The organism is Sphingobacterium nematocida (assembly GCF_900168125.1).
Classification (GTDB): Bacteria; Bacteroidota; Bacteroidia; order Sphingobacteriales; family Sphingobacteriaceae; genus Sphingobacterium; species Sphingobacterium nematocida.
In genome coordinates this window covers 120,632-146,082 of the sequence record NZ_FUZF01000001.1, presented here as the reverse complement: position 1 = coordinate 146,082, position 25,451 = coordinate 120,632, and the positions used below count along the sequence as shown (strand labels likewise).

Sequence of the window (25,451 nt, the reverse complement as noted above, 5' to 3'; positions counted from 1 at the left end):
TATAGGCGTCTTCAAGAACCTAATATAATGAGTAAAAACATCACTGGCAATCTTAAATCCGATTTTACCCTTTGAATCCGGGTTTGGTCCTGTTTTTTCTTCCTTCTCCTGCAGGTGGTCGATATAATCATCAAATCAATAAGTCAAGCGGTGCAGATCTTGCGATCGACTTCGATAAAACTGCTGGAAAAGGCGCTGAATATTCTTAAATACTTAGCTCTGGGCCTCCGAATATTGGACGCAGTAACAGGGGGGAGTCGCCTTTTAAGCAAAAATGCCTTTATTCGGGAACGATAGATCAGAAGCAAATAAATATATACCAAGACCAATATAAAGTCTACTAGCATTCCAAACAACGCAGGAATTATTGACGTGCTACCTCCTTCAGCACCGTTTTTCATCTGCTCTTCCACGATCGCTTTTTGGCGCGCTTCGTCAATTCCCACTCTGCTTTCTATCCAGGACTGTAATTTAGAAACCATATCGCCCATGTTTTTCTTCATATCTTCCAACTGTGCGGCAAAGCTTTGTAATTGCCAATTCAATAAGAATATAATTCCGGAACAAATTATCAATAGACACGCAATAGCTATCAAAGCACTGACCCATCGAGGCATTCCTTTATTTTCAAAAAAAGTAGAAGGGCCTAAAAACAACATCGCTAAAATTCCGGCCATCGCGAGCGGTGCCAATACCTCTTTTCCAAAGTATAAAATTGTTATAGCCAGAACAGTGAACAGAATGATCTGTGTCCCTTTAAAAAGTGAATTAGTCATATTTTTGTTCAATTTTTTTCAAATTTCTATGGCCTATTATCAGACAGTTTATTGTTTTAACTTAAAAACAGCGGCCGCAATTAATCTTGATGCAATGGCTGAAGCAACAGTAGCTTTAGGTTACAAAGGATCTCCAAAAGACATTGCAAATGCTGTTCTATTCTTAGTTAATGATAAGAGTAGTTACATTACAGGAAGCGAATTTGTTGTTGATGGTGGACAGACATTAATGTAATAAGTTTAAAATCGATTCAATGATTTTACTTCGAGATTTACGAGACACCACAAGCATTGTGGCGCTAGCGGAGGGTACTCCGTATTCAGTATACATATTGGGAGCATTTCTGCGACCTCCCCAACTTGAGGTCGCAATATGCGACTTCAAGATTTCTACTTCATCTTTATTGAGGGTGAACATAAAATCCTCCGGAAAACGAGTGGAATTTCTGCGAACTTGCTCATTTAGACGTTTAGTTTCCACACCGTATAATTCAGCAAGATCGCTATCGAGCATCACTTTTTGGCCTCTGAACTCATATATTTTGTTGACAAGGGTTTCGTCTGTTATTACTATTGCATTGGTGTTAAGTTTACTCATAATTTCCCCTTGGTTATAATTGGTTGTTGGGTACTATTTTATTCCAACCTTAAATCCTATCTCACCTTTAGAGTTTGGATTTGTCACCGTTTTTTCCTCCTTATCCTGCAGTCGGTCAATATACTCAAATAGCAATTCGATATTCTGGTCGTGGCCATTTTGCTTTTTTGAAAGCTTTTCTATGGCGAGTCGCATCTCTGTTAGTTCATACTGTATCCTTGAGTTATCTGTAAGGAATTGGCGCAGTTTAGTAAATACTCGCATGATTTGTATATTAACTTGTATAGCCTGTGGACTTTTTAGTACACTCGATAGCATGGCTACACCTTGTTCAGTAAATACGTTGGCTAAGTACTTGCTATGACCTCCTTTTTTCTTTAAGGTCACAGTTTGTGACCTTAAAGAACTATACTCTTCCTGTGTTAGTTCAAACATAAAGTCTGGAGGAAATCTAGCAATATTTCTTTTTACAGCTTGGTTTAATGCTTTAGTTTCTACTCCATAAAGCTCGGCTAAATCCCTATCTAACATCACTTTTTGATCTCTGAAAAGATAAATTCTGCTCATCAGAACATCTTCCGGATGCAAGTTTTTTATTTCTGAATGGTTGTTCTTACTCATAATTCCCCGTGGTTATAATTGGTCTTGGTTTTTTACTTCTCTATCACAGATTCTTTTTCTTTTAGATAAGCTTCAAACATGGTAAAGAACTCTGCTATAGATATTTTAGCATATTTACAAACTTTACGAATTGTTGATATTGGTACATCATATCCATTACTCGTTGTTAATTTGTTAATAGTTGTTCGGCGAATATTCATAATCTCTACATACTGCCGTATAGTGGGGCGCTTTCCTTTAATACTAATTGGTGAAATAAATTGAATATTAATGAAATCTAATAAATCACGTTGGAATTGTTCTTGTTCTTCGTCTTTAACTTTTTCCATTTTTTTACAAATTGGTTTACTTTAAAAAATATTGTCCGTTATAGTGGACAATTCAATATTGTTTCTTATCTTTGTAATAGTTAATTAAATAGCGACTAAAAGGATAGAGGTTTAACCCTCAATCTTTACGATTGTCACTTACGCACGAAAGCCGTCAATTTTCCACGTAGGTCGACAAGGGGTTCGCTTTCCATTGCTTTTTGTATCTTTACATACTCTTCAATGGAGCGGACTTCCTGTCAGACTTTGTGGAACTAAGATTACGGTCTTAGGGGCTCTTGACGGCGCCACGTGCAAAGCTTGGAAGTTCGCTCCTTTGGCTTTTCCAAGTATCCGTGAGTGCCTTTCGTTTCATAAACTTTAATATTATGAGAACGAAACAGAAAACCAACAAACACCATTCAACACCAATATCCAATCGGTCGTCATGGTACTCCCAACTTTTACATTTAAAGAACGTACCGGCATCGCCGGAGTAAAACTTAACAAGATATTACAGACAGAGGGGGGAAGATTGCCACGTCGTTTTTACTACGTACAAAACATTCTCGCAATGACGGTTTAAAAAATACGTCAAAGCCCTTTTCTGTAAGCCGACCCCCAAATATGAAAACACTATTGTTTGCACAGGTTAGAAATCGGTTACTATCTATTTAAATTCGCACCTTAAAGATAGCCTAGATTTTAAATACAAGCAAATATTGTGTGTTTTAATTTTATCGTATTGCGATAATCTGGAGGTCGGTACTTTTATTTATTTCGTGAATGGATGGTATAAAAACCGATTATAAACCAAGAATAACCAATTAAATCCATTCAGAAATCACACTAGATTTTTGAATCTGCAATGGTGAAAACTGTTGCATAATTGAACCAAAAAATGAGATATTTTTTTAGGGGTGGAAGAGGTATGGCCGTTGGCCAGAGTGACAAAGTAACGAAGTTACAGAGTGACAGAGACCTTTTAAGACGCCCGATAAAACAAAATAATAGTAATAGATTGCTTCGCTTCGCTCGCAAAGACGGGAGGGAAGTAAGGCATTCTGCTTATAGCTTATGGCATAAAGCACTTTTAATAATATTCTGTGTGTTGTTTAGTGGCCTTTTGGCTCTTCCTGCTTTCGGGCAGGAGGCCAATGGCCTAAATAATGTCATACCCGTCAGGGTGGGAGATAAGGTTCCGCCAGAATTCTGGACCAAGGAACATGTAGTTTATAAGAATGGCGATACGCTAAGGATGACCTTAGAGCATCTTCGTGGCAAACCATTCATTCTTGATTTCTGGGCCACTTGGTGCGGTACCTGTATCCAAAATTTTAAAAAAATCCATGACTTTCGAAAAGCTGTCCATAACCAGATTGATGTAGTTCTTGTCAATAGTGATTTAAAAAATGATGATCTAAAGAAAATCGGGAAGGTTATTTCAGATTCGAGTCATTTTGTAGGTGATATCGGACAGTCTATCGTGTTTGATACATATTTGAAGGGAATGTTTCCGCATCAAGCTATCCCGCGTTACATCTGGATAGATCATACCGACAGGGTTCGGGCGATTACTGGTTTTGATTTTGTGACGTTAGATCAAATTCAGAAAATGGTGAGACGTAGTAAAGGTATATACTGGTAGTATGAATAGGCTAGTTATAACAATGCTGCTATTATGCTTATCTATGATAGGCACAGCCCAGGTTAAGTTGTCTGGTAAGGTAATAGACAAAAAGGGAATGGGAATTGATCACGCCACGGTGAACTATCTTCAGAACAGCACGAGAACAGACTCTTTAGGTCGTTTTGAAATAAGGGTGTCCGAGTCATCAGGATTCATTACTATTCGTAAGATGGGGTATCAGGACCAAACGCTTGGCTTTAATGCCGCCAATCTTGCTACTGGTATCATCATAGAGCTGCCTAGCAAGTACACGGAGATAGAGGAGGTGGTGATCAATAATGGCTATCAGTCCATCAATAAAGAGCGCTCCGCAGGTTCGTTTTCGGTTATTTCCCGAGAGCAATTGGACGCTCGCCCGTCAATTAACCTCATGGATCGTCTGGATGCTGTAGCTCCTGGATTACAGTTTGATAATCGTACGGGCGGTGCAAAAATCAATATCCGAGGCATTAATACCTTAACAGAAGGACTTATGGGACCTTTGATTGTTGTTGATAATTTTCCGTTCGCGGGTTCGATGTCGGATATTAACCCTGAAGATGTGGAGTCGGTTACACTCCTCAAGGATGCTACCGCGGCTTCGATATGGGGCTCCAGAGCGGGGAATGGGGTTATCGTCGTTACCACGAAAAAAGCAGCGGCTTTAGCAGGGAAAGCGAAGATTTCAGCCACGACCAATTTTAGGGTAAAGGATAAACCGAATTTGTTTTATGAACCGACTATATCACCTCAGGACTTTATCGAGATCGAAAAAATGCTTTACGAAAAGGGATTTTATGATAGTTCGATTAAGGATTCGGGAAATAGACGTACCATACTGTCACCTGTAGTCGATTTATTGGTCCAGCACTCAAAATCAATAATTACACAAGAAGAGTTGAATATCGCGCTAAGCGAACTAGGTAAAAATGATTATCGGGACGATTATCAGGATTATTTCTATCGGAATGCAAAGGATCAGCAATACCATGTGCGCATGGAAAGCCCGGGCGTAAAGCGTAGCCACAGTACCGGGATAGGTTACGACCGTTCCAAGGATCAGGTTGTTACCAATAGTTCCAGTAGGATGTCGCTGTTGCACAACAGTACATTTCGGCCTTTAAATAATCTGAGTATAGCGGTAGATATCGGTTATACCTATGCCAATGCTAATACAGGTGGAAGCACTACGCTTCAGAATGTATACCCCTATACGGATCTGATTAAAAAAGATGGACTGGCTCAGGCAGTGCCTTACCGTTACAATCCTGCCTTTCTAGATACTGTAGGAAATGGTCAATTTTTAGATTGGAGATATAGACCCTATGATGAGCTGAGGGCGACCAAGAATAAAAGCAGTAGAAATCAATTGAATAGTACCTTAAGGTTACGTTACGAACCCTTGCCGGGATTATCTACGCAGTTGGTATACCGATTTGATAATACAGATGGGATTCTGCAAAATATGCGTACCCAAGAGGCATACATGGTGCGGGATTTAATAAACAGTTTTACGCAGGTGGATAAAAATGGAAAACTTACGTACCCCGTACCGCTAGGTGCTATTTTGGATCGGAGTTATACGGATGTATGGGCGCATAATTTGAGGGGACAGTTAAATTTTGATCGAAGCTATGGTTCTCATGGTATTTCTACCTTGTTAGGTGCGGAGCTAAGCCATCGGTCTAATTTTTCAAACGCTTATCGTTTGTATGGGTATAACGAAGATCTCTTGTTGAGTACACAGGTGGATTACCTAAAACCGTACGCATTATCTGGAAATTTAGGTGGACAAGCTTATATACCGGATTATGTTGGTGACGAAGGTGGTGTGACGCGCTTTGTGTCCTTATTTTTCAATGGATCTTATCACTATAAGCAAAAGTACATCCTAAATGGCTCTATGCGACGGGATGGTTCGAATCTATTTGGCGTAAAGACCAATGCCAGATGGAAGCCGCTATGGTCAACAGGAATAGCATGGGTGCTATCAAAGGAATCCTTTTTAGCCCAGAGCTCATGGGTTGATAATTTAAAACTTCGGTATACACTTGGTCATAGTGGCAATGCGGGAAGTGGAAATATCGCTGACCCTATTATGCAATATCTGGGTAATGCCATGTATACCAATTTTCCATATGCTATGGTAACACAGCCTGCCAATCCAAATTTAAGATGGGAAGATGTACAGATGATGAATTACGGGCTGGATTTTGGATTTTGGAAAAGTCGCCTTTCCGGATCTGTAGAATGGTATAATAAAGTTTCTACCGATCTGATCTCAGACGAGCGGATAGACCCTACTTCTGGATTTTCAACAGTAAGCCGTAATATCGGTGAAGTTAGGGGGAGAGGACTGGATATGGAGCTGAATACGAGGTTCAGCGTTGGGAATGTAAACATTCAGTCTGGCTTTGGTTATTCCTATGCGACGAATAAAGTAACAAAGTATGATGGTGTAGCCCATGACGCCAGTTGGTACACGACCAATAAAGGTACTAATTTTGATCCTATAGTCGGAAAGCCGCTTTATCCAATGTTCTCATATGCTTTCGAGGGCCTCGATCCAGCAAATGGCGACCCAATTGGTTTGTTTAACAAACAACAATCGAAGGATTATAAGTCCATTTTGAAGGATTCTATCGGGAATATAAATTTTCGTGGATCAGGATTGCCCACATCATATGGTTTTTTCAGAAGTACGCTTAACTGGAAAAACTGGTCCTTGTATTTTTCTATTTCCTACAAAATGGGGTATTATTACCAGACTTCTTCTATCGCCTACAACTCGCTGTATTATGGTCGTTCTGGTCACGCCGATTATTACGACCGCTGGCAAAAGCCAGGAGACGAGCTGCAAACATCAGTTCCATCGCTCCAATATCCGGCATCAGCAGAAAGAGACCAGTTTTACTTATACTCCGATGCAAATACCAGAAAAGGGGATCTGATCCGTATGCAGGATCTGCGCATATCTTATACCTGGAAAAAAATTAGCCTCAGTACATCTGTAAATAATCTGGGCTTGCTATGGACAGCGAACAAAGAGGGCAGGGACTCAGATTATTTAGGTATGCCACCTCAAAGGGTTTACAATCTAGGTTTAAAAATTAATTTCAATTAGCCATGACAAAATATGCATTATATAAAATAGGGAGCATCACTATGCTATTACTTTCTTCAGTCTTCTATGGTTGTGATAAGTTTTTGGATGAAAAGAGCACGATGTCATTAATGCTGCCAAAAACCTACGATGACCTACAGGCTTTGATGGATGATAATGGTAGTGTTAATACCGGAATGGGGCCTGGCTTACTAGAGGTTGGTACCGACGATTATTACCTACTGCCCTCTGTTGCGAATAGCTTACAAAGCTTTGAGAAGGATCTATATTTTTGGAATAAATTTCCGGAATACACCACTTTAACAATGAACACGCAATGGAAAAGACCCTATATCCCTGTTTTTGTAGGAAATACGGTGTTGGATTATATAGATCGCATCGATGAAAAAAATCCAATCAAGTATAATATGGTTAAAGGATCCGCCTCATTTATTAAGTGTTATACTTATCTTTTGCTCGCGCAGGTATTTGCCCCGCCTTATCGTTTAACTGGTGAAAATGAAGAACCGGGCATCCCTTTAAAGATGAGTAGCGATGTGGCTGAAAAAGCAAGCAGAAGTACGGTGACGGAAACCTATGAACATATTATAAAAGGTCTTAAAGATGCCATAGCTTTACTACCAGCTGAGATTGACAGCAGAATGCGCCCTTCCAGACCTGCAGCTTATGCTGCGCTATCCCGCACCTATCTTATTATGGGAAGGTATAAGGATGCCATGGAGAATGCTGAGCTCGCCTTAAAGGATTATGATGTGTTAATAGATTATGCGACCTGTGATTCCAATGCCACTTTACCATTTAAGATACTTAACGAGGAGATTATATATCATGCAAATAGTGTTGGCTTAAGCCCATTGAATCCATCTCGGGCAACTATTGATAACGGATTGTATAGTAGTTATCAAGTTAATGACTATAGAAAGAAGCTGTTCTTTAATAAGCGAACCGATGATAGCTATTCTTTCAAAGGTAGTTATACGGGGTTCAATATACAGAGCACCTTTGTCGGACTGACTGTGCCTGAGCTCTATTTGACACTAGCTGAATGCTATGCGAGATCAGGAAAGATAAGGGAATCTGTGGAGGTGTTGACTAAGCTGTTGGTCAAAAGATATAAGTCCGGTTTTGTGATGCCTACTTTTGATAACAAAGAAGACCTTTTAGATTACGTCCTTTTAGAACGACGTAAAGAGATGTTATTAAGAGGGGTGAGGTGGTCTGATCTGCGAAGATTGAATCAGGAACCTCGACATGCGAAGGACATAGAAAGACTGGAAGTGGTCGGAAGCGATACGGTCAAACACGTGTTGGGTATTGGTGATAAACGGTATACTTACCTTATTCCAAGGGAGGTGATTGAATTTACTGGGATGCCTCAAAACCCAAGATAAGAGAAAATGCGGGCCTAGCCCGCATTTTCCATTATTCGCTTCGGAAAGCTCTTTTACTATTCGCTTCGAAATTCTTTAACGGCTTGATTTCTAGTGCCAGAAGTCAGCGCTTCGGATATTAAAATTTTAACAGTTTTACCTCCTGTGCCCGGTACGACATGATTCAAGTCGGGGATACTTGAGTTACTAGGGTCTGCCGGGGCAGTTAGCATACATACTGTCTCTGGATTTTTATCACAAGACTCTGTTGCAAATAGTGAATACTGTGAAGAATCCTGCGGATTGTTATTTGCTGGATTTAAAGCTCCATTGAAATGCCAATCCTGATCAGCAAGTACTACCTTTGCAGTAATATTTTCTTCTGATGATTGATGCGCACGAACCGAAAGGTAAGTGCCTGATGCAATAGTTAAGGCTCCCAAAGCCATTGCAAATTTTTTGATGTTGTTTAGCATGATGCTATAATTTAGTTGTTTATAATTTCTTCCCTTTTTTACCTCTGGAAAGATTAAGAGGGATTTGCTATCCGGATCTGTTGATTTTTTCGTACGATGCCTCAACACATATCTCATGGATAGTCGGAAGGGTCTTTTGGCCGACACGCCCTGCACCCCGTGGCCTAGCCACCGAGATTCGCTGTATATGTAGTCAGTGACAAGTAATCAATGACAAGGGGTATCAAGTTATTCTGCTTATATATTCAAGATCTTCCATCGTAGGCGGATAGCCAACAGGCAGTTTATCGTGTGTACCCATGTAGGCAATCACCTCGTTTGGTGGCTGTGCCCGCTCTATGCTGGCTATCGATTCCTTGACTTGGATCCAAAGGCTCTGTTGACTGTTTTCTCCATCATTCCGGTTTACAATCTTCGCTATTCGCCAGCGTATCCATTGCATTTTTAGCGCTTCGTTATAGTATCGCCAATCGTAATGTAGCTGCGCGAATGCCTTGAGTAGGTGTGTATACAAGACGCTGAGATCAAGATGAAATAACAGTTCATGTCTTGCAGGGCTCAGAAGAGGTATATTGCAGAAAGCTATACCAGGGAGTGTCAGTTCTATACCGAGGAGGTAGCTTTGTTCTGCGATATCAAACTCGTCAATGACATAATAGGTAGCAGGATCACTACCCTTGAATAATAGCCCATTTTGTGTCAATCGTACCAGTGCAAATTCGATCAGATACACCATTTCGCCTATACGGGTCTCATGAGGATTGGCCTTACAGACCATATTCATCGTCTTTGTTGCTTCTTCTAGATACCTTCGGGGGCAACGCCCAAATTGTTGTTCATAGGCTTGAGCTACCATTTGGTAGCCGTTGTAAAGAACCTCGCCCTCGCCTTCGATTAGTTCAAATGGAAAGTGATAGGGACTATTGTGCCACCCCTCGGGAGCTAGCTCCTGCATCATTTCCTTAAGCTGTAGATATAAGCGTTCCATCACCTGATAGAGCACTTCGCTTTCTAGATATGTTTGTCTTATAATCATGACTTCCACCGTATTTATATACCAAAGGTAGGAGGCCGAATAGCAGGCGGACCGACAGCTTACGATTTCACGATCCGACAGGGTTATTGGGCTACAACGTTGAAAGTGGAAGTTAAAGGTCTGTTAGGAGTGTCTGTATATATCCACTAGCAGTTTGTTTACTATACTTCTTGAAAAAACGACCGAATGCGTCTAGCGAACTGTAACGGAGTTCATAAGCTGTCCCGGTAGGGCTCATGCCCGATGCAAGCAGGCTTTTGGCCCGTGCCAAAAGTAGTTCCGTGCGCAGCTCCCGCAGGCATTTGCCAAAATGTAGCTTATGATAGCGGTTTACGGTGTCTATATCCAGCTTTAGATCATCGGCTAGCACAATGATTTGCGCTTCTTGGCCCTTTTCTTCGATATACATAGCCAATAGTTTGCGCGCCTGTGTCGCTATTTTGAGATCATAGCTCATTTTGGTTTCCTCTTCCGATATCTTCTCGGCCGATAGGTCGATAAGATCGTGGATAATACCGAAGACGAAACTTTCATTTTTCAGTTTTCTTTTTTTCAAGCCCCGGCACAGCGCATGTATATACATCCTCGTGCGTTTGCCAACCTTAAAATCTCTGCTCACCACCACTTCCGGCAGCTGTGCTCGCCGGGCCTGCAATAGGCTGTGTAAGAATACATAGGGCTCTTTGTTTTTCTTCCGAAATGTTTTGCTCCGGAAATAGTAGCCAAAGAGCTGGCTTTTTCCTGCGGGTATCGTTACGGTATATCTACCCGGCGGGAGGTAGTAGTACATACCACGGCCGCAGAGCTGTTGGCTGATCAGACGGCCCTGTGCATCGTGTAGATGGATAGCAGCGCTGGCCTCGAGGACGTACAGTACATGGATGTCGTGTAGCTTAACCTTGATCGGAATCGTACGCGCTTCAACGAATAGCGTGTCCAGACAGCTCAAAAATACTTCCAGCGTATCAAACTCTTGTAGTATGGCCTCATCTGCGCCACGTTTCCAATAGCTGGTTTCGCTATCACGGAGTATCAAACTGGCTTCAAGCTGTTCCAGGCAATGGGCGCTCGCGACTTTGTCCAGGATGTGCCGAAGTTTAGATAGTACAGATCGCTTCATCATTCTTAAGGTTTAAAGTTTGGTCTTGGTGTTTAAAACCCACAAATAAAAAGGGTTTGTCTATAGTGGTCAAGTGACAGTGGTGACATCTGCCGGCCATTTTGATCGGGGTATTTATTAATAATACTGGATAATCAAGGTAAGAAGAGGGTGACTTTAGGTGCAAAAAGAAATAAAAAATACCGATTCGTGGATTTTTCGGGGGCATTCGTGGATAAATTCTTCGCGTCAGACAGCGCTTTGCTAGTTTGGCTTTAGATCTAAAAACGGTTGAGCGCTCAACTTTTGTTTAATTAAAATTTTTAAATAATGCACAAAGTAAAGTTAAATGCACCGCAAAGCGTGATCGGTGGTATCATCAGAAAGACGACGGCCAATGTGGAAGGTTCACCCTTTTCGTTGGGATCAAAGCCTACATGGTTTATGGAGAGTAGCGACATCTGCGACGTTATTCTGCCGGGAATGGATCCTATACCTATGGATCGATGAGCATAGAAATCGCTAATAAAGGTTTGGGCTATGGGTCCAAACCTTTAACAGAAGCTATAGACTGGGATAATCCCAAAAATCTGAATAGTTATACGATGATGTCTGCCAATTTACTTAATTTCTTACCAAATATGCCACCCCATAGGCATCTGTCATTGTACCAACAGTACAAAGGACAGCAGTACCTGAATGGAAATGATATCCGGTTATTCGAAGGGGACTACCCATTGCCCATAGATGGACTGCCGGATTTTGTACATAGGGTATCGGGAGAGAAGGGGATTATTGCTACCTACCATTTTGGACCATTTCAATTGATTAACTATATACTGATCAACGCAAACATTCCTTATGTGCTGCTGGTGGGCCCGCAGTCGCTCAAAGAATGGTCGTATAGATACCCAGCCTTGATGAAGCGTCTGAAGAAGGCCGCGCAAAATAACCGCTTTCAGCTATTGGATGCCCAACAACCCTCTTCTTTACGTAAGATGTATCGCTTATTGGAGGAAGGCTACCATATGTTGCTATACATAGACGGCATGGAGGGAATCGACCTATCGGTGCCTGAGCGGACCATTCAGTTGAGTTATCTGGGGCAGGAGATCCGCGTGGCGAAGGGGGCTGCGGCCTTGGCGAGCTATTTTCAATTGCCTATATATCCGGTGCTCTTGCGTCGTGGTGCCGACAGCATATCCATCGAGATGGATAAACCGATCTATGCTGCGGCGTTTAAAGATAGACATACTTTCATACAAAGTGCTTCCGATCGGCTCTTCGCTTTTCTCGGCAGGTTTGTCCTGCATTGGCCCGAGCAGTGGACCAACTGGAATATGCTGCATCGGTTTTTGGCCGCAGAGCAGCCTATCGGCAACAACGCCTTTTTAGACGGTTTGGAATGGCACGAGTGCTACGGTTTGCTCCAATTGGATACGTCGGGTTATTTACTGGAGAAGTGGAGTTACAAAGTTTATCCTATGGACATAGAAGAGTTTAAGGTGTTGAAAAGTAGCTGGTTATAAGTTTTTTTATTTGGGTTTCTTTAGGTTATTTGTTATCTTCTGATTTTATACCTAACCAAATCTTATGAAATACTCATGTTTAGCGAAGCACAACCCCCATGAGTATTCCATATGACAGATAAAAGTCAAATTATTTACATATGAAACTTAAATACCTGTGGAAGAATAGCCTCCGCTTACAAAAGCAAATTATGCCTTTCTACATCATGCTGACGCTTGCAATGAATTATATGGCGAATGATAAAAACAATGTAATGTACCAAATCATACACCTGGGCTTATTGTGGTTCTTTTTGAACGCCCTGTTGTTGGTGTATCACTACACGATGGAGACGGCAAATAAAGTGTTGAAATTCCTGATCATCCTCGCGTCCACCGTAGTTTCTTTACTCGTGGTACTCTGGGTTTTGTATCTCATAGCGCCCGAATCAAGAGCCTTTTTGTATTGGGAAGATAATGTATCGGTTCCTTTACGCACGGTGCTGTTGGTCTTTAATAGGTATTTGGGCGCTATGATTTTTGCGGGATTTATCTATTACCACATACGGCACAAAAATGCACAGGAAGAATTATGGCGGGAGAAAGAAGCAAAGTATCAGCAAGAAATAGAAATGAAGGATCTTTTACTAGTGAAAGAACGAGAAGCGAGGGCGCTTGAAGTGGGGTTTCTTTCGGCACAGATGCATCCACACTTTTTACATAATACATTAAACAATATGGTAGGGGCTGCATACCCTTCAAATCCGGGCCTTGCTGCACAATTGACCAATTTGTCTTATCTGGTGCGCTACAAACTGGAGAGTACGAAAAACGAGAATGCGATCATGGATGAGGCAAAAGAAATAGAAGCGCTAAACGCTTACCTCGAGATTATGAAGTGGCAACAACCACATGCGGATATTCGGTTCTCTACCGATGGGCAGGTGTGCGGACAGCGTATTGTACCAGCGGTACTGCTGGATCGGGTAGAGAATATGTTTACGCATGGTATGTACCGAAAGGGGGTAGATCCTATTGTCATCCAACGTAAACTGACCGAAGGTCATGTAGGCTATTATTTGAAAAACAAAATAGATCCACAGTCGCAGCGAAAGGAACGGAACGGCATCGGATTGATCAATTGCAGGCGTCGCCTAGAGTTGCTCTTCGCTGATAAATACCAGCTCAATACTTGGGTGGATGATGAAAATTGCTTTAATGTAGATTTAATCCTTTATCAATACTAAAACATGGAAAGAATACGAACTTTTATTCTGGATGACGAAGCAATGGCGATAGCCATCGTACAGCAACATGCCGAGCTCCGTGACGACCTATTAATCGTGGGGACAGCTACCGATCCCTTGGATGCGCTGGATATGATCCCCGATCTGGATGTCAAACTCATATTTGTGGATATGACGATGGAAGGGATGAGTGGCCCTGAGTTTATAAAAGCGCTAGGTCCCTCTTACCATTACATCTGTTGTTCGGCCTATAATGATTATGTAGACCAGACATCGATGTTGAATGTACCAAACTATATACTTAAGCCTTTTAAGCCAGAAGAATTCACGGTCAACGTGGACCTCCGCTTGGCATCCATTCGCGATCAAGAGTTGGCGCAGAAGATCCGAGAAGACGCGATTAAAATGAAAGAAGGAGGCTTGCGCGTGAATTTCCGTAACGATAAAGTGTCTAAGTACATCCCATTTTATACGATAGAGGTATTGAAAGGCGATTCGGACGAAACGCTATTTTATTGTACAGATGATATTTACAAAGTGGCTGGCCGGTTGAGTGATTTTGAAGCCGAGCTTCCGCCGGGCCGATTTGTCCGTATCCATCGCTCCCATATTGTGGCTAGAGAGAAAATAGATAAATATCAAAGCCCTGGCACACTCATCCTTGTTGATGGATGTCAGTTGCCCGAGGCGCCGCTATCACCAACTTATAAAGATCAGGTCTTGAAGGATCTTAATTTACTAAAATAGAATTATGAACCATTTGTCAAATTATCATTATAAATTCATGCAGCTACGCAAGCAATGGCAGGAATTAGAACTCTTGTCTATAGCCGATGGAGATGCTATTGTTCAGATTTTTGAGGCGGGTATTAGGTATTTGGAGGACTTTAAAAAACACCTCGAAGACGAGCTGAAATTGTTGAACGAGCGGCATCAAATGAACCTTTATTTTACAACGGTCGCGACTGATGGGCCTGTACAGTTGCATTTTCTTAAGGATCAGTTCGTTTTTTTGAAAGACTGGTTTGTGGATTTCGAAAAGATAGTTTTCCCGTTTGCTGATCGATGTCAGCTAAATCTCTCTGTTAGGGAAGTGTTGTATCTGATTCGTCTGCTAAGGGATGCCGGACTGCTGGAAAAAGAAGAGTTAAAATATACCTATCGTTTTCTGGGGAATAATTTTAGAACCGCCCAGCAAGAACAGCTCTCGGTCGAAAGTCTGCGTAAAAAGTATAGCCAGCTGGACAAAAGGGTAATGCACAATACAACGGCCTTATTGGCGCGTCTGGCAGAACTCAATAAAACGTATTTGTTGGCTGCAAAGGCAGGTACAGTATAAAATGGAATACTAATTTTTAATTATATAATTATGAACGAACATGCAAATTTTGGTAGGGGAAAGCTTCCGCCGGGAGGGGAGTTTTTATGGCGTATTATTCATGCAGAAATCGGTAAGATGCGCACAGATGTGACCCGGCTTCTGGACGCATGGGGTCTTCAGGTAAAGACTCCTGAGCCTGTACTGCGTGACAATAACTATGTCATGGGTAGAATAGGCGTAAGTGATCGTACAGTACGACGATTTATCCAGAAAGGTGAACTGAAGATTCACGAAACCATTAACAAAATGAACTATTATTTGGATGAAGATGTCGAATCCTTACGAAGACGATACCGCGGCAATTGAAGACGCTGCTGATCGATTGTGAAAGCTACCTCGGATAATGATGGTAGCTTTCTTCTTTTACCTACCTGGTACTGCCTTAGTTCTGCCTTGGTTCTACCTTGGTTCTGCTTTTTCGCGATGCGGCTCCGATGGTTCTGTGACGGTGCTCCGATACGCCGTCGGAGCGGCATCGGAGCGCCGTCAATGCGGCATCGAAGCGGCAACGGAGCTTGGTGGGATAGCGTAGGGTGTTGGGCAGGTCCTGGTAGGTACTTAGTCGCTGTCTTTAGGATTTGATTTTACCGGTCTTTCTTACTGTTGCTCGTGTTTTTCCAGGTCTCGCTGGCCGATACCGGTCAATCGGTCGGGGGATAGCGGACACATAGCGGTCAATCGTATTGATGCTATAGTTTTCTGTTATATAGCTTTTTATGTTTGTTGTGTCAAAGCGATAATATACCGGTATGCGTACTTTGGCTTAACAGATTTATAAAAATTTAATAAACGAAAAATGGGAAGAATAAGACAAGGGGCAAACGGAGGATTCAGCGGTAAGGCTGGATCGGTAGTGGGTAGCAGCTGGAAAGGGGTAAATTATATCAAAGGGCTGCCCAAGAAAAGTAATAAGCCACCTACACAGGCACAATTGGAAACGCAGGCCAAATTTAAGCTGTTGATGCGATTTTTGACTTCGGTCAATGTGTTCTTGCAGATAGGCTTTGGACAGAAGCAGAACAATAAAAGTACACCGGCCAATTCGGCCTTTCAGTTTAATCTCAAGAAGGTGATTACGGGAACTTATCCGAGCTATGCATTGGATTATGCCAAGATCAGTTTTTCGGATGGTCCGCTGTATGTTGCCGGCACCGTCACGAAGTTGTTTGATACGGACAAGATAACGATCACCTGGGATACGGCAAATTCAGAAAGGATAAAGAAGATGGAAGATGATGAGCTCTTTATTTTGGGGTATCATCCGGAGCAGGATGAGTTCATGACTACCGATGATGTGCCATTGCGACAGGACGGTACGACGGATATGTCCGTACCGGAGCATCTGCGTACGGGAACGATCCATCTTTGGTACTTTATGGCCGATAGGACGGGGGCACTGGTCTCTAAGACCTCTTATCTGGGCGAGATCACGAACTAGGATCGTTCGTGCAGCTTAAATAGTTTTAATCATAGGGTGGGGCTGTTGCTCCACTCTATAACAAACGATAGGTTATGCTTACAACAGTAAAAAGAGAATCTATAGCTCAGCTTGAAGTGCGGCAGCGTTTTAAAATCGCAATCAAATTGGTGAGATCGCTTATGCCTTTTTTGAAGTTAGGTTACCGAGCTAAGTGTAAAAGGCAGAAGAAGCTAAAACCACATAATATTGCGGTTGCTCAGGTGTTCAAAGAGGTGATCAGAGGCACCTATCCAGACTTGGTGATTGATTATTCAGCGCTTGTGCTATCGGAAGGATCAGTCCATAATCTGTATAATAGCAAAATTCTGGTGACTGCCGGTCTGATTGAGTTAACACACGATTCAAGCCTGAATCATAAATGGAATTACTACGATGATAAAGTCATCTGGGTGCTATACTGCCCTACACTGGAAGAGTGTATTTCGGTAGAGGGGAAAAGGGAGGATCCAAGTTTTACGATGACCGTTCCTCTACGATTTGAAGGTCTGGATTGTCACCATTACCTGATGGTGTCCCGTCGGGATTACAGTGAGTTTTCGAAGACAAGATACCTCGGTAAAACTTAATAAACCAAAAGCTATGTTAGATATACATGTAGATCGGCAGGTGCATATCCTGCTGTTGCAGCGGAGCTATGCCGTAGGCGGAACGAATGGTACAATAACTTACCGGGGGAAACATATCTGCCATACCATAGAGCTACCCGACAAGGCGAATACCAAGCGTGTAAGCTGTATTCCTGAGGGAAGATATAAGTTGAACCGGTACCATTCTAAACGTTTTCCCAATACTATTGGGATTTCGCAGGTGCCTAACCGTTCGGGTATTCTCTTTCATGCAGCCAACGATGCACTTGGCGAATTGCAAGGCTGCATAGCGCCAGTAACTACATTGACAGGTGCAGGTAGGGGATCAGAGAGCAATAACGCCTTGAATGAGCTTAGAGCCTTGGTAAACTGCCTATGGGATATGGGCGGGGAGGTTTATTTGGTAGTGAAGTAAATGAAGGTGAAGGAGATGAGGGTAGTGAAGAAGGTAATGATATCACGCCACTGCGAGATGTAAGATTTTTTAACAAACACAAAGGAGATCTAATGACAGTATACGTCATCCCGATAAATCGGGACAGGCTCTCGCGGAGTCCCGAGTTTACCTTGGGAACCTTTTGGAGGACTTGTTCCGAGTATCGGAAGGTCTACAAACTGTATAGGGTTGATGTGATATAGCTTCTAGATATCTCCGCTTCGGTCGATAAGACGAGATAGTTTACAAACCGAGCTTGCGAGCTCACTGTAGGTAATCTGTCATTGGTAGAGTAACGAAACAGTCTGTCTTTTATAGGCGATAACCTACATCACTTACCTCACTATCATAACCATCATCACAATAAAAAAAAACATGCACAAAATCATCAAAAAAATAAGCCAAGCGGTACAGGTGTTGCTGCTGGCTCCGATAAAGTTGCCGGGAAAGGCGTTGAATATTGTTAAATACGTAGCCGTAGGGCTAGGGATACTGGAAGCGATGACAAGCGAGAAGGAAGAGGAAGAACCTGTATCGAATTCACTTCGGGATGAGGAAAGTTAATGAAAACAAACGAAATACGTGCAGGTACCTTGGGTGGTACTTTATGTTCTGTCTGGGCCTCTATTACACTGGGCGACCTATTGCAGACTGTAGTTATGGCTGCGTTGGGGACGCTAGTGAGCTATGGTATGTCGCAGCTATTGCACAGACGTAAAAAGCGGGAATGAGGCGAAAACCATAATCAGCGCTAGCTAAATTTAGAACGCGTTCCTAAAAAGGAACGCGTTTGACCTTTGGTGAGAGACAGCGGCTTATTTATTTATTTATTTATCACTCCCTATAAGGTAGCCAAAAGCTTGTAAGCTAGGGATACGGTCACACAGAATTTTAATCATGCCGGCAATAGGTATGGCTACGATCATACCAGGAATACCCCAAAGAAACTCCGCTAGGACTAAAAAAAATATCGTAAATAAAGGATTGATATTTACTTGATTGCCGACAATAAGTGGTTCCAGTAAGTAGGTTTGAATGAACTGCACTAATGCATACACAACTAGTACACCTATTATAATGTTTATGCTCCCGCCTTGGGCCATTACACCAAGAAGTGTAAGAGTGGTTCCAGTAAGATTGCCTATAAATGGCACCAACTCCAATAATCCGCATATGATAGCAAAGAAGAGTGCATTTTCAATTCCTAATACGGTAAAACCTATGCCATACAAAACCCATAAGGTGAGTATCATTTTCGCTAAACCGGTCATATAACTCGCTGCAACCGTACTTGCGGAATCCACGATGTCTCGGGTGCGATCCCGGTGTTCACTTTTTGTTATTTTGATTAAATAATTCTTCAGTCGTGTTCGGTGGAAGAGGATTAAGTAGGTATAAACCATTATCAATATAAAATTGATTAATATTCCAAAAAACGCAGACGCTAAGGATAGGCCTGTATCGCCGGTACCGCTTTTCATCTGTTCATTGACTATAGCTTTCTGTTGTGAACGATCCAAGTTCAATTTATCCTGTATCCAGGACTGAATCTTGGACACGGTCTGGTTTAGATTATTCTTCATATCTCCTAGTTGCTCTGAAAAGCTCTGCAACTGCCAGTTCAAAAGAAAGCCTAATCCAGCAAACAATAGCAAAATGAGACATACGGCGATAAGCGCACTGGCCCATCTGGGCAATCCTTTAGCTTCTAATTTGCGTGCTGGATTCACAAAAAGCATGGCTAAGATTGCCGATATAACTAACGGAGCAAGAATACCTTTGCCGAAGTATAAAATAACCAGGATTAATACAATCAATAAACCGATTTGTAATTCTTTGGAAAGTGATTTAGTCATTTTTTTATTATCTATAAGGTCTCTCGTAGGAATTTGATAAAACTTTAAGCATGCTGCCCCTTGTGTTTGCCTTCTGCAAACTCTTCGATCATTTTTCTATTAAAGGCAGGAAGATCTTTTGGAGTGCGGCTGCTTACTAGCCCTTGGTCTACGATTACTTCGGCGTCTTCCCACTGTGCGCCAGCATTGATAAGATCGAGTTTTATCGCTTCAACGGATGTCATTTTCCTGCCTTTTACCACTTCCGCATTGATTAACACCTGTGGCCCGTGGCATATCGCGGCAACAGGTTTGTGGCTACTGAAAAAAGACTTTACGAAAGCTAAGGCTTGTTCATTGGTACGTAGGGTATCTGGGTTAATGACGCCACCGGGAAGTACGAGGCCGTCGTATGCGTCGACCGAGGCACTCTCTATAGGAACATCTACCTTATAATCATTCGTCCATTCTGAACCTTCCTTGGCTCGAACACTCCCAGGTTTTAGGGATACAATTTCTACCTTTGCCCCGGCTTGTACCAAGGCTTCTTGGGGACTTGTCAATTCTACTTCTTCAAAGCCATCTGCAACTAGGATCGCTATTTTTTTGTCTGTTAATTGTGCCATAATTTTTCTTATTTTGTTTTTAAAAATTCAGGTGTATTTTTCTTCCTTTTACACTTCCACAATCATATATGAAGTGCCAGGATGTTGGGTTTTAAGTAAAGGAAGAGCCACATTATAAACGGGAATATTACTTGATGTCTGACCAAAGATGGTACCGCCGTGCGCATGACCGTGAAAGGCTACAGCGACTTGGCGTCTGTTAAGTGCTTCAGCAAGATGGGAGGAGCCTAAAAAGGGATATAGCTGTTCGGCTTCTCCTTCGACTGTACTTTTTATGGGCGCATAATGTAACAAGGCTACTTTGGGAACATTAGGATGTTCTTGTTCTAATCGTGTGAGCGCACGGTCAAGTTGCAAGGATTCGTTCACGGCTTCATGGACAAACTCCTTCATCATATCTTCTCCAAATATCGACAGCATAAATTGATCGAAACCTCCGCCAAAGCCCTTGGTGCCGGCAAAACCTATACCGCAGGCCACCGTAAATTCGCCGTCGAGGAGCGTCATCTTATGTTCGGTAAGGATCTGCTTAATAATTTTCTGTCGGCCTTTTTCAAAATCATGGTTGCCTAATACGCCTATTACGGGGATATGCAAACTGTGTAAAGCTTCGCCCAACACCTTGGCTTCATCCTCATCGCCTGTGTCGGTGAGGTCGCCACAGATGATCAGTACATCAGCCTCTGTATTTACTTGTTCAAAGGTATCTTTCCAGAGACCGCGATCCGTACTTTTGACATGAATATCGGCCATAGCGGCCACTCTTTTCTTTGCTCTTTCCATAGTTAAATCTAGATTGTAGTAATGGTGTAGGACTTGTAATCCCATTCTTTGATATCCACTTGATACTGGGTCTGATCGATAAGTGGTCCTCGACATACCTTTTCTAAAGGCGGAGGAAGGTCATATTGTTCCTGAGCTCGACCCAGCAATTCATCAAATATCCTTTTCGGAATGATGTCCCGGTAATCGGCCGGGTATACAAACTGAAATATTAAGAGAGCTGCCAGAAAAAGATGCCAATGTCCATCCAGTCGATAGAGGAGATGATCCCAATCAAGTTGTCTACCGTATCTCAGCAAGATATGATTGATATCTGCATTATCATAGCGCTCTCGGTTTTGGACATAGATTTTGCACCAGATCAACTCCTCTACGGGGATAAAACGCACAGGGATATCTGAAAACGTTCCTTCCTCAGCGCGTTCATACCAACTGTCTTCAACAGTGCATATATGATTGACGCTATCGAATATAATGTCTATAAAGTAATCGCCTTTGAAGACTTTTGCCAGCCAACGAACATCTGTCAGCTCTATCTGATAGCCTGCCTGTTCAAATAGTTTGAGAATTTTAGGGTACTCACTACTTTTGCAAAAAATATCCAGATCTTTTGTGTCCCGGTAGATCCCTGCGTAGTGGTACATGGCAAATGCGCCGCCAAGCATATAATCGTATTCACTCTCATGGAGTAATAACAGTACATCTTTATAAAATGATGTTGCTTCTAGTCTTTCGCTCTCTGTCATGCAATATCTTATTTTTAAACGATGAACAGCTGGAAACCCGTTTCGTTGCCGCCAGAGAATGAAATCCCTATAACTTTCTATTATACTGAGGCGAGTATGGGATCACTTCAGTATAATACATTAGGACTTTAGACCAGAGAGGACTTTACTATCCACTAGGTCGTTTGCAACGAGAAAATCCTTTATTTGCTTTTTAAGTTTACTGGATCCTATGGAATCCCAGTGCTTTACGATCTGCTGGGTATCTTCCGAGATATCTTTATTGTATTTGAGTATGGCTGGTGCATTTTTTTGGATAGTAAGCCGAAGGAAATGAATCTCGGGGTCGCCGTACCGTTGTTTTAGTGCCGCGTCTATCAGCTGTTTTCCCGCTTTAAAGCTATTGAGTTTGGATATCGGTGTAGTGAGATGATCTGCCCATACCATTTGATAAGCGCCTTGGTAGGCGATCTCCAAAGGGTCAGTAGCTTTCGTGTCTTGGAGCCGATCGATTTCGGTCTTACAAACTTCTTTATCTTTTATGGCCAGTGGATAATTCTGACGTAACCGGTCGATGTTGGACTGCACGACCACGCTGGCGCTGGTCAATAACCCGATACTGTAGTAAATTGCTATGTTCATAGTGGTTTGTTTTATTATTTTCCAGTTGCCATATGCGGACTATCTACCGGTTTTTGACTTTGGAGAACCTTTGATCGTACGTAAATCGATAAGATAACGACTGAAGTTACACAAAGAAATTCACGCTGAAAATTTTTCCGTATAACTGTTTTTCGCTTGATAACAGTCGAGGAGGAGCTTGGTTCGAAAGTCCATGCAAACCCGTATTAAAAGGGAGATTACCGTATAAATTTTAGGATTAACGTATAAATACTGGAAAGAAAATAAAAGAACAACTATTGCGTGAATGAGGTGTTCGGGATTTAGAATAACAGCATGATTTTCAAACACTCATGATTTATAAACAATGAAAAAGTATTTAAATTGGACTGTTGTAATTCTAGGAATTATAACATTTATGTCCTTCGGCCAGCAGAATGCCGAACAAGATTTTGTCAACAAAGCTATCATGGCCAATCAATATGAAATAGCACTGGCACAGCAAGCAGCAGAGCGCTCGTCGAATGAATCGATCAAAGCATACGCACAAATGTTGGCCGAAGATCACCAAAAAGTATCTAGCGAGTTACAAAAATATGCCGAATCAAAGGGCTGGACGGTATCCATGGAGCTGGGAAGTACCCACAAAGATTTGTTGGGTACATTGGACGGCACAGATAGCAGTGCCTATGACCATGCATTTAGAGAGGCGGCTATAGCATCGCATGAGCAAACGATCGCTATGTATGAAGATGCTCATGGCGGTGGTACCCTCACAGACGAAAATTTGAAGACCTGGATAGCAGACACGCTACCTTCTCTAAAAGCACACCTTGGTGAAGCCAGAGAATTGAAAATGGAAAAAGTAGAACCGATGAATAATAAAATTCCTACGACGCTACCTCGTGTCAACAAAAATAAAAGCTAATCACTATGGCGACAAAAGAAGAGAACAAATTGGTGGGGAATGAGAGGGAGAAAAAGAAAAAGGTCCGTCTGAGTAGCAAAGGAAAGGTGCTGGAAGATGTGGATGTGAAGCACGATGGCGATGCGGAAGCAGGCGTTGATCCGCAGGAGGAACAGCTCAACGATATGCCCAATGATCCGACGGAGAGACCCCTGGAACCCACAGAATATAAAAAAAATACCTGATCTCTAAGGGTGTTACACCTACCAGTGTACAACTAGCAGTGCCCTCCTTTACACCGTTCCGGGCACTGCTTTATTGAATAGTAAACTTTTAAAGCAAAATAGATATGAAATATCCACGATTGCAAAACACCAACATCAATCAAAAGAATCTGGATATTCCATATGCCCATTTAAAGACAAATTATTTACATATGAACAAGATCTTATTAAGTACAATAATGCTTGTTGTTTTAGGAACAGCAGCATGTGGCAATAGAAATAACACAGATGGAGCGGATAAGCACGAGCGAATGCCGGATAATAACTACGATACGCCGATAGATACTACGCGGAAAGATAGCATAGATAGTCTCCCGGGGACACCCATAATGCCAATGATGTAGTTAATACTTTTTAATTGGGTGGCGGAGTACTTGTTTTAATACAAAGCTCCGCCTTCCGTGGTAATACCGCATTTAACACTTTTGGAAATGGAACAGAAAAATACGATATTGATGATGCTAACCTCACACGATAGGTTGGATAACACGGAAGATAAAACGGGTGTGTGGCTGGGGGAGATGACCGATCCTTACTACGAACTGCTGGATGCAGGATTTGTCGTTATGATGTGTAGCCCATTGGGAGGAGCGCCTCCAGTAGATCCGATGAGTAAACTCACCGAACATATTACGGCTTCTAATAGACGATTTTTAGACGATGAGGTCGGCCAACACCATTTCAAGAATACCTTGCCGTTGGAAAATATAAAAGCTTCTGCCTTTGACGCGGTATTCATCGCTGGTGGACATGGCCCTCTATGGGATCTGGCTAGGCACCCGCATGTGGGACGGATTCTATGCGAGTTTGTCGATCAGGAAAAGCCCATAGCAGCGGTCTGTCATGGTCCTGCAGCTTTATTTGCAATGGAGGCGTGTAGACCCGGGTATCTTCAAGGAAGACGGCTTACTGCATTTACCAATATGGAAGAATCGATCGTGATGCGGAAAGATAATATCCCTTATGAGCTCGAAACGAGGCTGGTGGAGAATGGAGCCGACTTTACACATGCAGTAGTACCGTTTATGGCACATGTGGTGTTGGATGAAAACCTGATTACAGGACAGAATCCATTGTCGGCAGCTCCTGCAGCGAGAACATTGATTGAGTTGATCCGCTTTGCCAAACCGCTTTAAGGGCATCCTGTTCGCTATTCTTTGAAAATGCAATAATAGATTAGGAGCGTTGCATTCACCAATACAGAGAATGCATTGGATATTATAATCGGCCATTCGGATTTCATAATCCCGTACACGATCCACAGGGAGACTCCGGCGAGCAGTACAAGGATCATAACAGGCGATAATGCCTGCACGTCTTTTTCTTTGATGACTTTGATCAATTGGGGCAACATAGATAGAGAGGTCAGTGTTCCTGCTGCGATGCCAATCAGTATTTCCATAATTTAAGACTTCGTTAATACGTATAGACCATCGAGCGGCTGCTCAATGGTCTTTTTGTACTAGATAATCTGAGAGTTGTCTTCCTTCATCGGATCGGTACCAGGCTGAATGGTCGGATCCCGATCGATATTGTCCTGCTCTTCATTCATGTCTTCGTCATCGTCTATATAATCGGTGTCAATCTCGCGATCGGTGTCGGGTTCTATCTCATCGATATCGGGTACAGGTGCTTCGATAGAATCGATTTCGGGCTGCTCGGTAGGTTTATTCTCCTCGACCTCATCGACGTCTGGTGTGTCCCTTTCCAACGGATATACATCCGGTTGTTCGGGGGGTAAATTCTCTACGCCGTCCCGGTCTGGAGATTGTCCCGTAGATTCCTCCGTTTTTTGAGAGGAATAAGGTGCATCATCTTCGCCCGGCATACCCGGATTATGGCCTACTAAACTAATCGCTACGATGAGACCTGGTCGCACGGCAGCTTCATTTGCTTGCTCTTTCATGTTTTCTAGTTTTAAATGTTTGTGATATGAACGCTCGGATAATGCTTT

The 25,451-nt window shown here is 42.4% G+C and carries 35 protein-coding genes; 20 read left to right on the top strand and 15 right to left on the bottom strand.

What is annotated here, in order from left to right:
- Positions 1 to 143 precede the first annotated feature (143 nt).
- The gene (locus B5X76_RS00720) at positions 144 to 776 is read right to left on the bottom strand and encodes an AI-2E family transporter (protein ID WP_079640509.1); all 633 of its coding nucleotides are present in this window, start codon (positions 774 to 776) and stop codon (positions 144 to 146) included.
- Positions 777 to 870: 94 nt separating this feature from the next.
- On the opposite strand from B5X76_RS00720, the gene B5X76_RS22195 reads away from it, so the two are divergent.
- Complete coding sequence (locus B5X76_RS22195) at positions 871 to 1,011, top strand: SDR family oxidoreductase (RefSeq protein ID WP_245800880.1); 141 nt, start codon at positions 871 to 873, stop codon at positions 1,009 to 1,011.
- Here B5X76_RS22195 and B5X76_RS00710 read toward each other — a convergent pair.
- From B5X76_RS00710 to B5X76_RS00700, 3 genes are read right to left on the bottom strand one after another with little or no spacing between them, the layout of a single operon-like run.
- Positions 1,003 to 1,374, bottom strand: coding sequence for an ORF6N domain-containing protein (locus B5X76_RS00710; protein ID WP_079640507.1), 372 nt, complete (start codon positions 1,372 to 1,374; stop codon positions 1,003 to 1,005). The two genes, B5X76_RS22195 and B5X76_RS00710, sit on opposite strands and share 9 nt — an antisense overlap.
- 33 nt (positions 1,375 to 1,407) lie before the next feature.
- A complete protein-coding gene (locus B5X76_RS00705; RefSeq protein WP_245800879.1) occupies positions 1,408 to 1,995 on the bottom strand; it encodes an ORF6N domain-containing protein in 588 nt (195 codons plus the stop codon).
- Positions 1,996 to 2,027: 32 nt separating this feature from the next.
- Positions 2,028 to 2,324: a hypothetical protein gene (locus tag B5X76_RS00700; RefSeq protein WP_079640506.1), complete on the bottom strand. Its 297-nt coding sequence runs from the start codon at positions 2,322 to 2,324 to the stop codon at positions 2,028 to 2,030.
- Positions 2,325 to 3,204: 880 nt separating this feature from the next.
- Here B5X76_RS00700 and B5X76_RS00695 point away from each other — a divergent pair.
- The 3 genes from B5X76_RS00695 to B5X76_RS00685 are packed head-to-tail and all read left to right on the top strand — an operon-like array spanning position 3,205 to position 8,487.
- Entirely contained in the window at positions 3,205 to 3,951 is a 747-nt protein-coding gene (locus B5X76_RS00695) for a TlpA family protein disulfide reductase (RefSeq protein WP_079640505.1), read from the top strand.
- Between the two features lie 43 nt (positions 3,952 to 3,994).
- The gene (locus B5X76_RS00690; RefSeq protein WP_176140947.1) at positions 3,995 to 7,096 is read left to right on the top strand and encodes a SusC/RagA family TonB-linked outer membrane protein; all 3,102 of its coding nucleotides are present in this window, start codon (positions 3,995 to 3,997) and stop codon (positions 7,094 to 7,096) included.
- A gap of 2 nt (positions 7,097 to 7,098) precedes the next feature.
- Entirely contained in the window at positions 7,099 to 8,487 is a 1,389-nt protein-coding gene (locus tag B5X76_RS00685; RefSeq protein ID WP_079640503.1) for a RagB/SusD family nutrient uptake outer membrane protein, read from the top strand.
- Positions 8,488 to 8,543: 56 nt separating this feature from the next.
- On the opposite strand, the gene B5X76_RS00680 is transcribed toward B5X76_RS00685, so the two are convergent.
- From B5X76_RS00680 to B5X76_RS00670, 3 genes are all read right to left on the bottom strand, one after another.
- Positions 8,544 to 8,942, bottom strand: a complete 399-nt coding sequence (locus B5X76_RS00680; RefSeq protein WP_079640502.1) for a hypothetical protein — start codon at positions 8,940 to 8,942, stop codon at positions 8,544 to 8,546.
- 223 nt (positions 8,943 to 9,165) lie between these two features.
- The gene (locus tag B5X76_RS00675; RefSeq protein ID WP_079640501.1) at positions 9,166 to 9,978 is read right to left on the bottom strand and encodes a hypothetical protein; all 813 of its coding nucleotides are present in this window, start codon (positions 9,976 to 9,978) and stop codon (positions 9,166 to 9,168) included.
- 112 nt (positions 9,979 to 10,090) lie between these two features.
- Complete coding sequence (locus B5X76_RS00670; RefSeq protein ID WP_079640500.1) at positions 10,091 to 11,101, bottom strand: helix-turn-helix domain-containing protein; 1,011 nt, start codon at positions 11,099 to 11,101, stop codon at positions 10,091 to 10,093.
- A gap of 306 nt (positions 11,102 to 11,407) precedes the next feature.
- Between B5X76_RS00670 and B5X76_RS00665 the strand changes: the two genes are divergently transcribed.
- The 12 genes from B5X76_RS00665 (at position 11,408) to B5X76_RS21895 (ending at position 18,447) form a co-directional block, all read left to right on the top strand.
- Entirely contained in the window at positions 11,408 to 11,587 is a 180-nt protein-coding gene (locus tag B5X76_RS00665) for a hypothetical protein (RefSeq protein WP_079640499.1), read from the top strand.
- Complete coding sequence (locus B5X76_RS00660; protein WP_079640498.1) at positions 11,584 to 12,606, top strand: hypothetical protein; 1,023 nt, start codon at positions 11,584 to 11,586, stop codon at positions 12,604 to 12,606. Before B5X76_RS00665 ends, B5X76_RS00660 begins: the two co-directional genes overlap by 4 nt.
- A gap of 140 nt (positions 12,607 to 12,746) precedes the next feature.
- Positions 12,747 to 13,832, top strand: coding sequence for a sensor histidine kinase (locus B5X76_RS00655; protein WP_079640497.1), 1,086 nt, complete (start codon positions 12,747 to 12,749; stop codon positions 13,830 to 13,832).
- Positions 13,833 to 13,835: 3 nt separating this feature from the next.
- Positions 13,836 to 14,579 carry a LytR/AlgR family response regulator transcription factor gene (locus B5X76_RS00650; protein ID WP_079640496.1) on the top strand — a complete coding sequence of 248 codons (744 nt, stop codon included), beginning with the start codon at positions 13,836 to 13,838 and terminating at the stop codon, positions 14,577 to 14,579.
- A 37-nt stretch (positions 14,580 to 14,616) separates the two neighbouring features.
- Positions 14,617 to 15,171 carry a hypothetical protein gene (locus B5X76_RS00645; RefSeq protein ID WP_079640495.1) on the top strand — a complete coding sequence of 185 codons (555 nt, stop codon included), beginning with the start codon at positions 14,617 to 14,619 and terminating at the stop codon, positions 15,169 to 15,171.
- A 30-nt stretch (positions 15,172 to 15,201) separates the two neighbouring features.
- The gene (locus tag B5X76_RS00640; RefSeq protein WP_079640494.1) at positions 15,202 to 15,519 is read left to right on the top strand and encodes a MerR family transcriptional regulator; all 318 of its coding nucleotides are present in this window, start codon (positions 15,202 to 15,204) and stop codon (positions 15,517 to 15,519) included.
- Between the two features lie 490 nt (positions 15,520 to 16,009).
- Positions 16,010 to 16,651 (top strand): DUF6266 family protein, encoded by a 642-nt coding sequence (locus B5X76_RS00630; RefSeq protein ID WP_079640492.1) that lies wholly within the window; start codon positions 16,010 to 16,012, stop codon positions 16,649 to 16,651.
- Positions 16,652 to 16,725: 74 nt separating this feature from the next.
- Entirely contained in the window at positions 16,726 to 17,259 is a 534-nt protein-coding gene (locus B5X76_RS00625; protein ID WP_079640491.1) for a DUF6266 family protein, read from the top strand.
- Between the two features lie 13 nt (positions 17,260 to 17,272).
- Positions 17,273 to 17,695 carry a DUF5675 family protein gene (locus B5X76_RS00620; RefSeq protein WP_079640490.1) on the top strand — a complete coding sequence of 141 codons (423 nt, stop codon included), beginning with the start codon at positions 17,273 to 17,275 and terminating at the stop codon, positions 17,693 to 17,695.
- The gene (locus tag B5X76_RS21575) at positions 17,656 to 17,919 is read left to right on the top strand and encodes a hypothetical protein (protein ID WP_139375159.1); all 264 of its coding nucleotides are present in this window, start codon (positions 17,656 to 17,658) and stop codon (positions 17,917 to 17,919) included. The genes B5X76_RS00620 and B5X76_RS21575 overlap by 40 nt, the downstream gene beginning before the upstream one ends.
- A gap of 172 nt (positions 17,920 to 18,091) precedes the next feature.
- A complete protein-coding gene (locus B5X76_RS00615; protein WP_079640489.1) occupies positions 18,092 to 18,280 on the top strand; it encodes a hypothetical protein in 189 nt (62 codons plus the stop codon).
- A complete protein-coding gene (locus B5X76_RS21895) occupies positions 18,280 to 18,447 on the top strand; it encodes a hypothetical protein (RefSeq protein ID WP_176140946.1) in 168 nt (55 codons plus the stop codon). Before B5X76_RS00615 ends, B5X76_RS21895 begins: the two co-directional genes overlap by 1 nt.
- A 96-nt stretch (positions 18,448 to 18,543) precedes the next feature.
- On the opposite strand, the gene B5X76_RS00610 is transcribed toward B5X76_RS21895, so the two are convergent.
- The 6 genes from B5X76_RS00610 to B5X76_RS22410 form a co-directional block, all read right to left on the bottom strand.
- Positions 18,544 to 19,572, bottom strand: a complete 1,029-nt coding sequence (locus B5X76_RS00610) for an AI-2E family transporter (RefSeq protein ID WP_079640488.1) — start codon at positions 19,570 to 19,572, stop codon at positions 18,544 to 18,546.
- A gap of 44 nt (positions 19,573 to 19,616) precedes the next feature.
- On the bottom strand, positions 19,617 to 20,177 hold the full coding sequence (locus B5X76_RS00605) for a type 1 glutamine amidotransferase domain-containing protein (protein WP_079640487.1): 561 nt from the start codon (positions 20,175 to 20,177) through the stop codon (positions 19,617 to 19,619).
- Positions 20,178 to 20,225: 48 nt separating this feature from the next.
- On the bottom strand, positions 20,226 to 21,005 hold the full coding sequence (locus B5X76_RS00600) for a metallophosphoesterase family protein (protein WP_245800878.1): 780 nt from the start codon (positions 21,003 to 21,005) through the stop codon (positions 20,226 to 20,228).
- Positions 20,969 to 21,706, bottom strand: coding sequence for a nucleotidyltransferase (locus B5X76_RS00595; RefSeq protein ID WP_079640485.1), 738 nt, complete (start codon positions 21,704 to 21,706; stop codon positions 20,969 to 20,971). Before B5X76_RS00595 ends, B5X76_RS00600 begins: the two co-directional genes overlap by 37 nt.
- Before the next feature lie 120 nt (positions 21,707 to 21,826).
- Positions 21,827 to 22,327: a hypothetical protein gene (locus tag B5X76_RS00590; protein WP_079640484.1), complete on the bottom strand. Its 501-nt coding sequence runs from the start codon at positions 22,325 to 22,327 to the stop codon at positions 21,827 to 21,829.
- 14 nt (positions 22,328 to 22,341) lie between these two features.
- Positions 22,342 to 22,470 (bottom strand): DUF6766 family protein, encoded by a 129-nt coding sequence (locus B5X76_RS22410; protein WP_394333388.1) that lies wholly within the window; start codon positions 22,468 to 22,470, stop codon positions 22,342 to 22,344.
- Between the two features lie 203 nt (positions 22,471 to 22,673).
- Between B5X76_RS22410 and B5X76_RS00585 the strand changes: the two genes are divergently transcribed.
- The 4 genes from B5X76_RS00585 (at position 22,674) to B5X76_RS00570 (ending at position 24,633) form a co-directional block, all read left to right on the top strand.
- Complete coding sequence (locus tag B5X76_RS00585) at positions 22,674 to 23,234, top strand: DUF4142 domain-containing protein (RefSeq protein ID WP_079640483.1); 561 nt, start codon at positions 22,674 to 22,676, stop codon at positions 23,232 to 23,234.
- 5 nt (positions 23,235 to 23,239) lie between these two features.
- Positions 23,240 to 23,458, top strand: coding sequence for a hypothetical protein (locus tag B5X76_RS00580; RefSeq protein ID WP_079640482.1), 219 nt, complete (start codon positions 23,240 to 23,242; stop codon positions 23,456 to 23,458).
- A gap of 104 nt (positions 23,459 to 23,562) precedes the next feature.
- On the top strand, positions 23,563 to 23,841 hold the full coding sequence (locus B5X76_RS00575; RefSeq protein WP_079640481.1) for a hypothetical protein: 279 nt from the start codon (positions 23,563 to 23,565) through the stop codon (positions 23,839 to 23,841).
- A gap of 87 nt (positions 23,842 to 23,928) precedes the next feature.
- On the top strand, positions 23,929 to 24,633 hold the full coding sequence (locus B5X76_RS00570) for a type 1 glutamine amidotransferase domain-containing protein (protein ID WP_079640480.1): 705 nt from the start codon (positions 23,929 to 23,931) through the stop codon (positions 24,631 to 24,633).
- A 14-nt stretch (positions 24,634 to 24,647) separates the two neighbouring features.
- Here the strand turns inward: B5X76_RS00570 and B5X76_RS00565 are convergent, their stop codons facing one another.
- Positions 24,648 to 24,899, bottom strand: coding sequence for a SemiSWEET transporter (locus B5X76_RS00565; protein ID WP_079640479.1), 252 nt, complete (start codon positions 24,897 to 24,899; stop codon positions 24,648 to 24,650).
- Between the two features lie 60 nt (positions 24,900 to 24,959).
- Positions 24,960 to 25,403: a hypothetical protein gene (locus B5X76_RS00560; protein ID WP_079640478.1), complete on the bottom strand. Its 444-nt coding sequence runs from the start codon at positions 25,401 to 25,403 to the stop codon at positions 24,960 to 24,962.
- Positions 25,404 to 25,451 lie beyond the last annotated feature (48 nt).

Bases quoted from the DNA above. Each gene is read 5' to 3' on its own strand.
- B5X76_RS00720 (WP_079640509.1), bottom strand. From the start codon at position 776: ATGACTAATTCACTTTTTAAAGGGACACAGATCATTCTGTTCACTGTT.
- B5X76_RS22195 (WP_245800880.1), top strand. From the start codon at position 871: ATGGCTGAAGCAACAGTAGCTTTAGGTTACAAAGGATCTCCAAAAGAC.
- B5X76_RS00710 (WP_079640507.1), bottom strand. From the start codon at position 1,374: ATGAGTAAACTTAACACCAATGCAATAGTAATAACAGACGAAACCCTT.
- B5X76_RS00705 (WP_245800879.1), bottom strand. From the start codon at position 1,995: ATGAGTAAGAACAACCATTCAGAAATAAAAAACTTGCATCCGGAAGAT.
- B5X76_RS00700 (WP_079640506.1), bottom strand. From the start codon at position 2,324: ATGGAAAAAGTTAAAGACGAAGAACAAGAACAATTCCAACGTGATTTA.
- B5X76_RS00695 (WP_079640505.1), top strand. From the start codon at position 3,205: ATGAGATATTTTTTTAGGGGTGGAAGAGGTATGGCCGTTGGCCAGAGT.
- B5X76_RS00690 (WP_176140947.1), top strand. From the start codon at position 3,995: ATGATAGGCACAGCCCAGGTTAAGTTGTCTGGTAAGGTAATAGACAAA.
- B5X76_RS00685 (WP_079640503.1), top strand. From the start codon at position 7,099: ATGACAAAATATGCATTATATAAAATAGGGAGCATCACTATGCTATTA.
- B5X76_RS00680 (WP_079640502.1), bottom strand. From the start codon at position 8,942: ATGCTAAACAACATCAAAAAATTTGCAATGGCTTTGGGAGCCTTAACT.
- B5X76_RS00675 (WP_079640501.1), bottom strand. From the start codon at position 9,978: ATGATTATAAGACAAACATATCTAGAAAGCGAAGTGCTCTATCAGGTG.
- B5X76_RS00670 (WP_079640500.1), bottom strand. From the start codon at position 11,101: ATGATGAAGCGATCTGTACTATCTAAACTTCGGCACATCCTGGACAAA.
- B5X76_RS00665 (WP_079640499.1), top strand. From the start codon at position 11,408: ATGCACAAAGTAAAGTTAAATGCACCGCAAAGCGTGATCGGTGGTATC.
- B5X76_RS00660 (WP_079640498.1), top strand. From the start codon at position 11,584: ATGAGCATAGAAATCGCTAATAAAGGTTTGGGCTATGGGTCCAAACCT.
- B5X76_RS00655 (WP_079640497.1), top strand. From the start codon at position 12,747: ATGAAACTTAAATACCTGTGGAAGAATAGCCTCCGCTTACAAAAGCAA.
- B5X76_RS00650 (WP_079640496.1), top strand. From the start codon at position 13,836: ATGGAAAGAATACGAACTTTTATTCTGGATGACGAAGCAATGGCGATA.
- B5X76_RS00645 (WP_079640495.1), top strand. From the start codon at position 14,617: ATGCAGCTACGCAAGCAATGGCAGGAATTAGAACTCTTGTCTATAGCC.
- B5X76_RS00640 (WP_079640494.1), top strand. From the start codon at position 15,202: ATGAACGAACATGCAAATTTTGGTAGGGGAAAGCTTCCGCCGGGAGGG.
- B5X76_RS00630 (WP_079640492.1), top strand. From the start codon at position 16,010: ATGGGAAGAATAAGACAAGGGGCAAACGGAGGATTCAGCGGTAAGGCT.
- B5X76_RS00625 (WP_079640491.1), top strand. From the start codon at position 16,726: ATGCTTACAACAGTAAAAAGAGAATCTATAGCTCAGCTTGAAGTGCGG.
- B5X76_RS00620 (WP_079640490.1), top strand. From the start codon at position 17,273: ATGTTAGATATACATGTAGATCGGCAGGTGCATATCCTGCTGTTGCAG.
- B5X76_RS21575 (WP_139375159.1), top strand. From the start codon at position 17,656: ATGGGATATGGGCGGGGAGGTTTATTTGGTAGTGAAGTAAATGAAGGT.
- B5X76_RS00615 (WP_079640489.1), top strand. From the start codon at position 18,092: ATGCACAAAATCATCAAAAAAATAAGCCAAGCGGTACAGGTGTTGCTG.
- B5X76_RS21895 (WP_176140946.1), top strand. From the start codon at position 18,280: ATGAAAACAAACGAAATACGTGCAGGTACCTTGGGTGGTACTTTATGT.
- B5X76_RS00610 (WP_079640488.1), bottom strand. From the start codon at position 19,572: ATGACTAAATCACTTTCCAAAGAATTACAAATCGGTTTATTGATTGTA.
- B5X76_RS00605 (WP_079640487.1), bottom strand. From the start codon at position 20,177: ATGGCACAATTAACAGACAAAAAAATAGCGATCCTAGTTGCAGATGGC.
- B5X76_RS00600 (WP_245800878.1), bottom strand. From the start codon at position 21,005: ATGGGATTACAAGTCCTACACCATTACTACAATCTAGATTTAACTATG.
- B5X76_RS00595 (WP_079640485.1), bottom strand. From the start codon at position 21,706: ATGACAGAGAGCGAAAGACTAGAAGCAACATCATTTTATAAAGATGTA.
- B5X76_RS00590 (WP_079640484.1), bottom strand. From the start codon at position 22,327: ATGAACATAGCAATTTACTACAGTATCGGGTTATTGACCAGCGCCAGC.
- B5X76_RS00585 (WP_079640483.1), top strand. From the start codon at position 22,674: ATGAAAAAGTATTTAAATTGGACTGTTGTAATTCTAGGAATTATAACA.
- B5X76_RS00580 (WP_079640482.1), top strand. From the start codon at position 23,240: ATGGCGACAAAAGAAGAGAACAAATTGGTGGGGAATGAGAGGGAGAAA.
- B5X76_RS00575 (WP_079640481.1), top strand. From the start codon at position 23,563: ATGAAATATCCACGATTGCAAAACACCAACATCAATCAAAAGAATCTG.
- B5X76_RS00570 (WP_079640480.1), top strand. From the start codon at position 23,929: ATGGAACAGAAAAATACGATATTGATGATGCTAACCTCACACGATAGG.
- B5X76_RS00565 (WP_079640479.1), bottom strand. From the start codon at position 24,899: ATGGAAATACTGATTGGCATCGCAGCAGGAACACTGACCTCTCTATCT.
- B5X76_RS00560 (WP_079640478.1), bottom strand. From the start codon at position 25,403: ATGAAAGAGCAAGCAAATGAAGCTGCCGTGCGACCAGGTCTCATCGTA.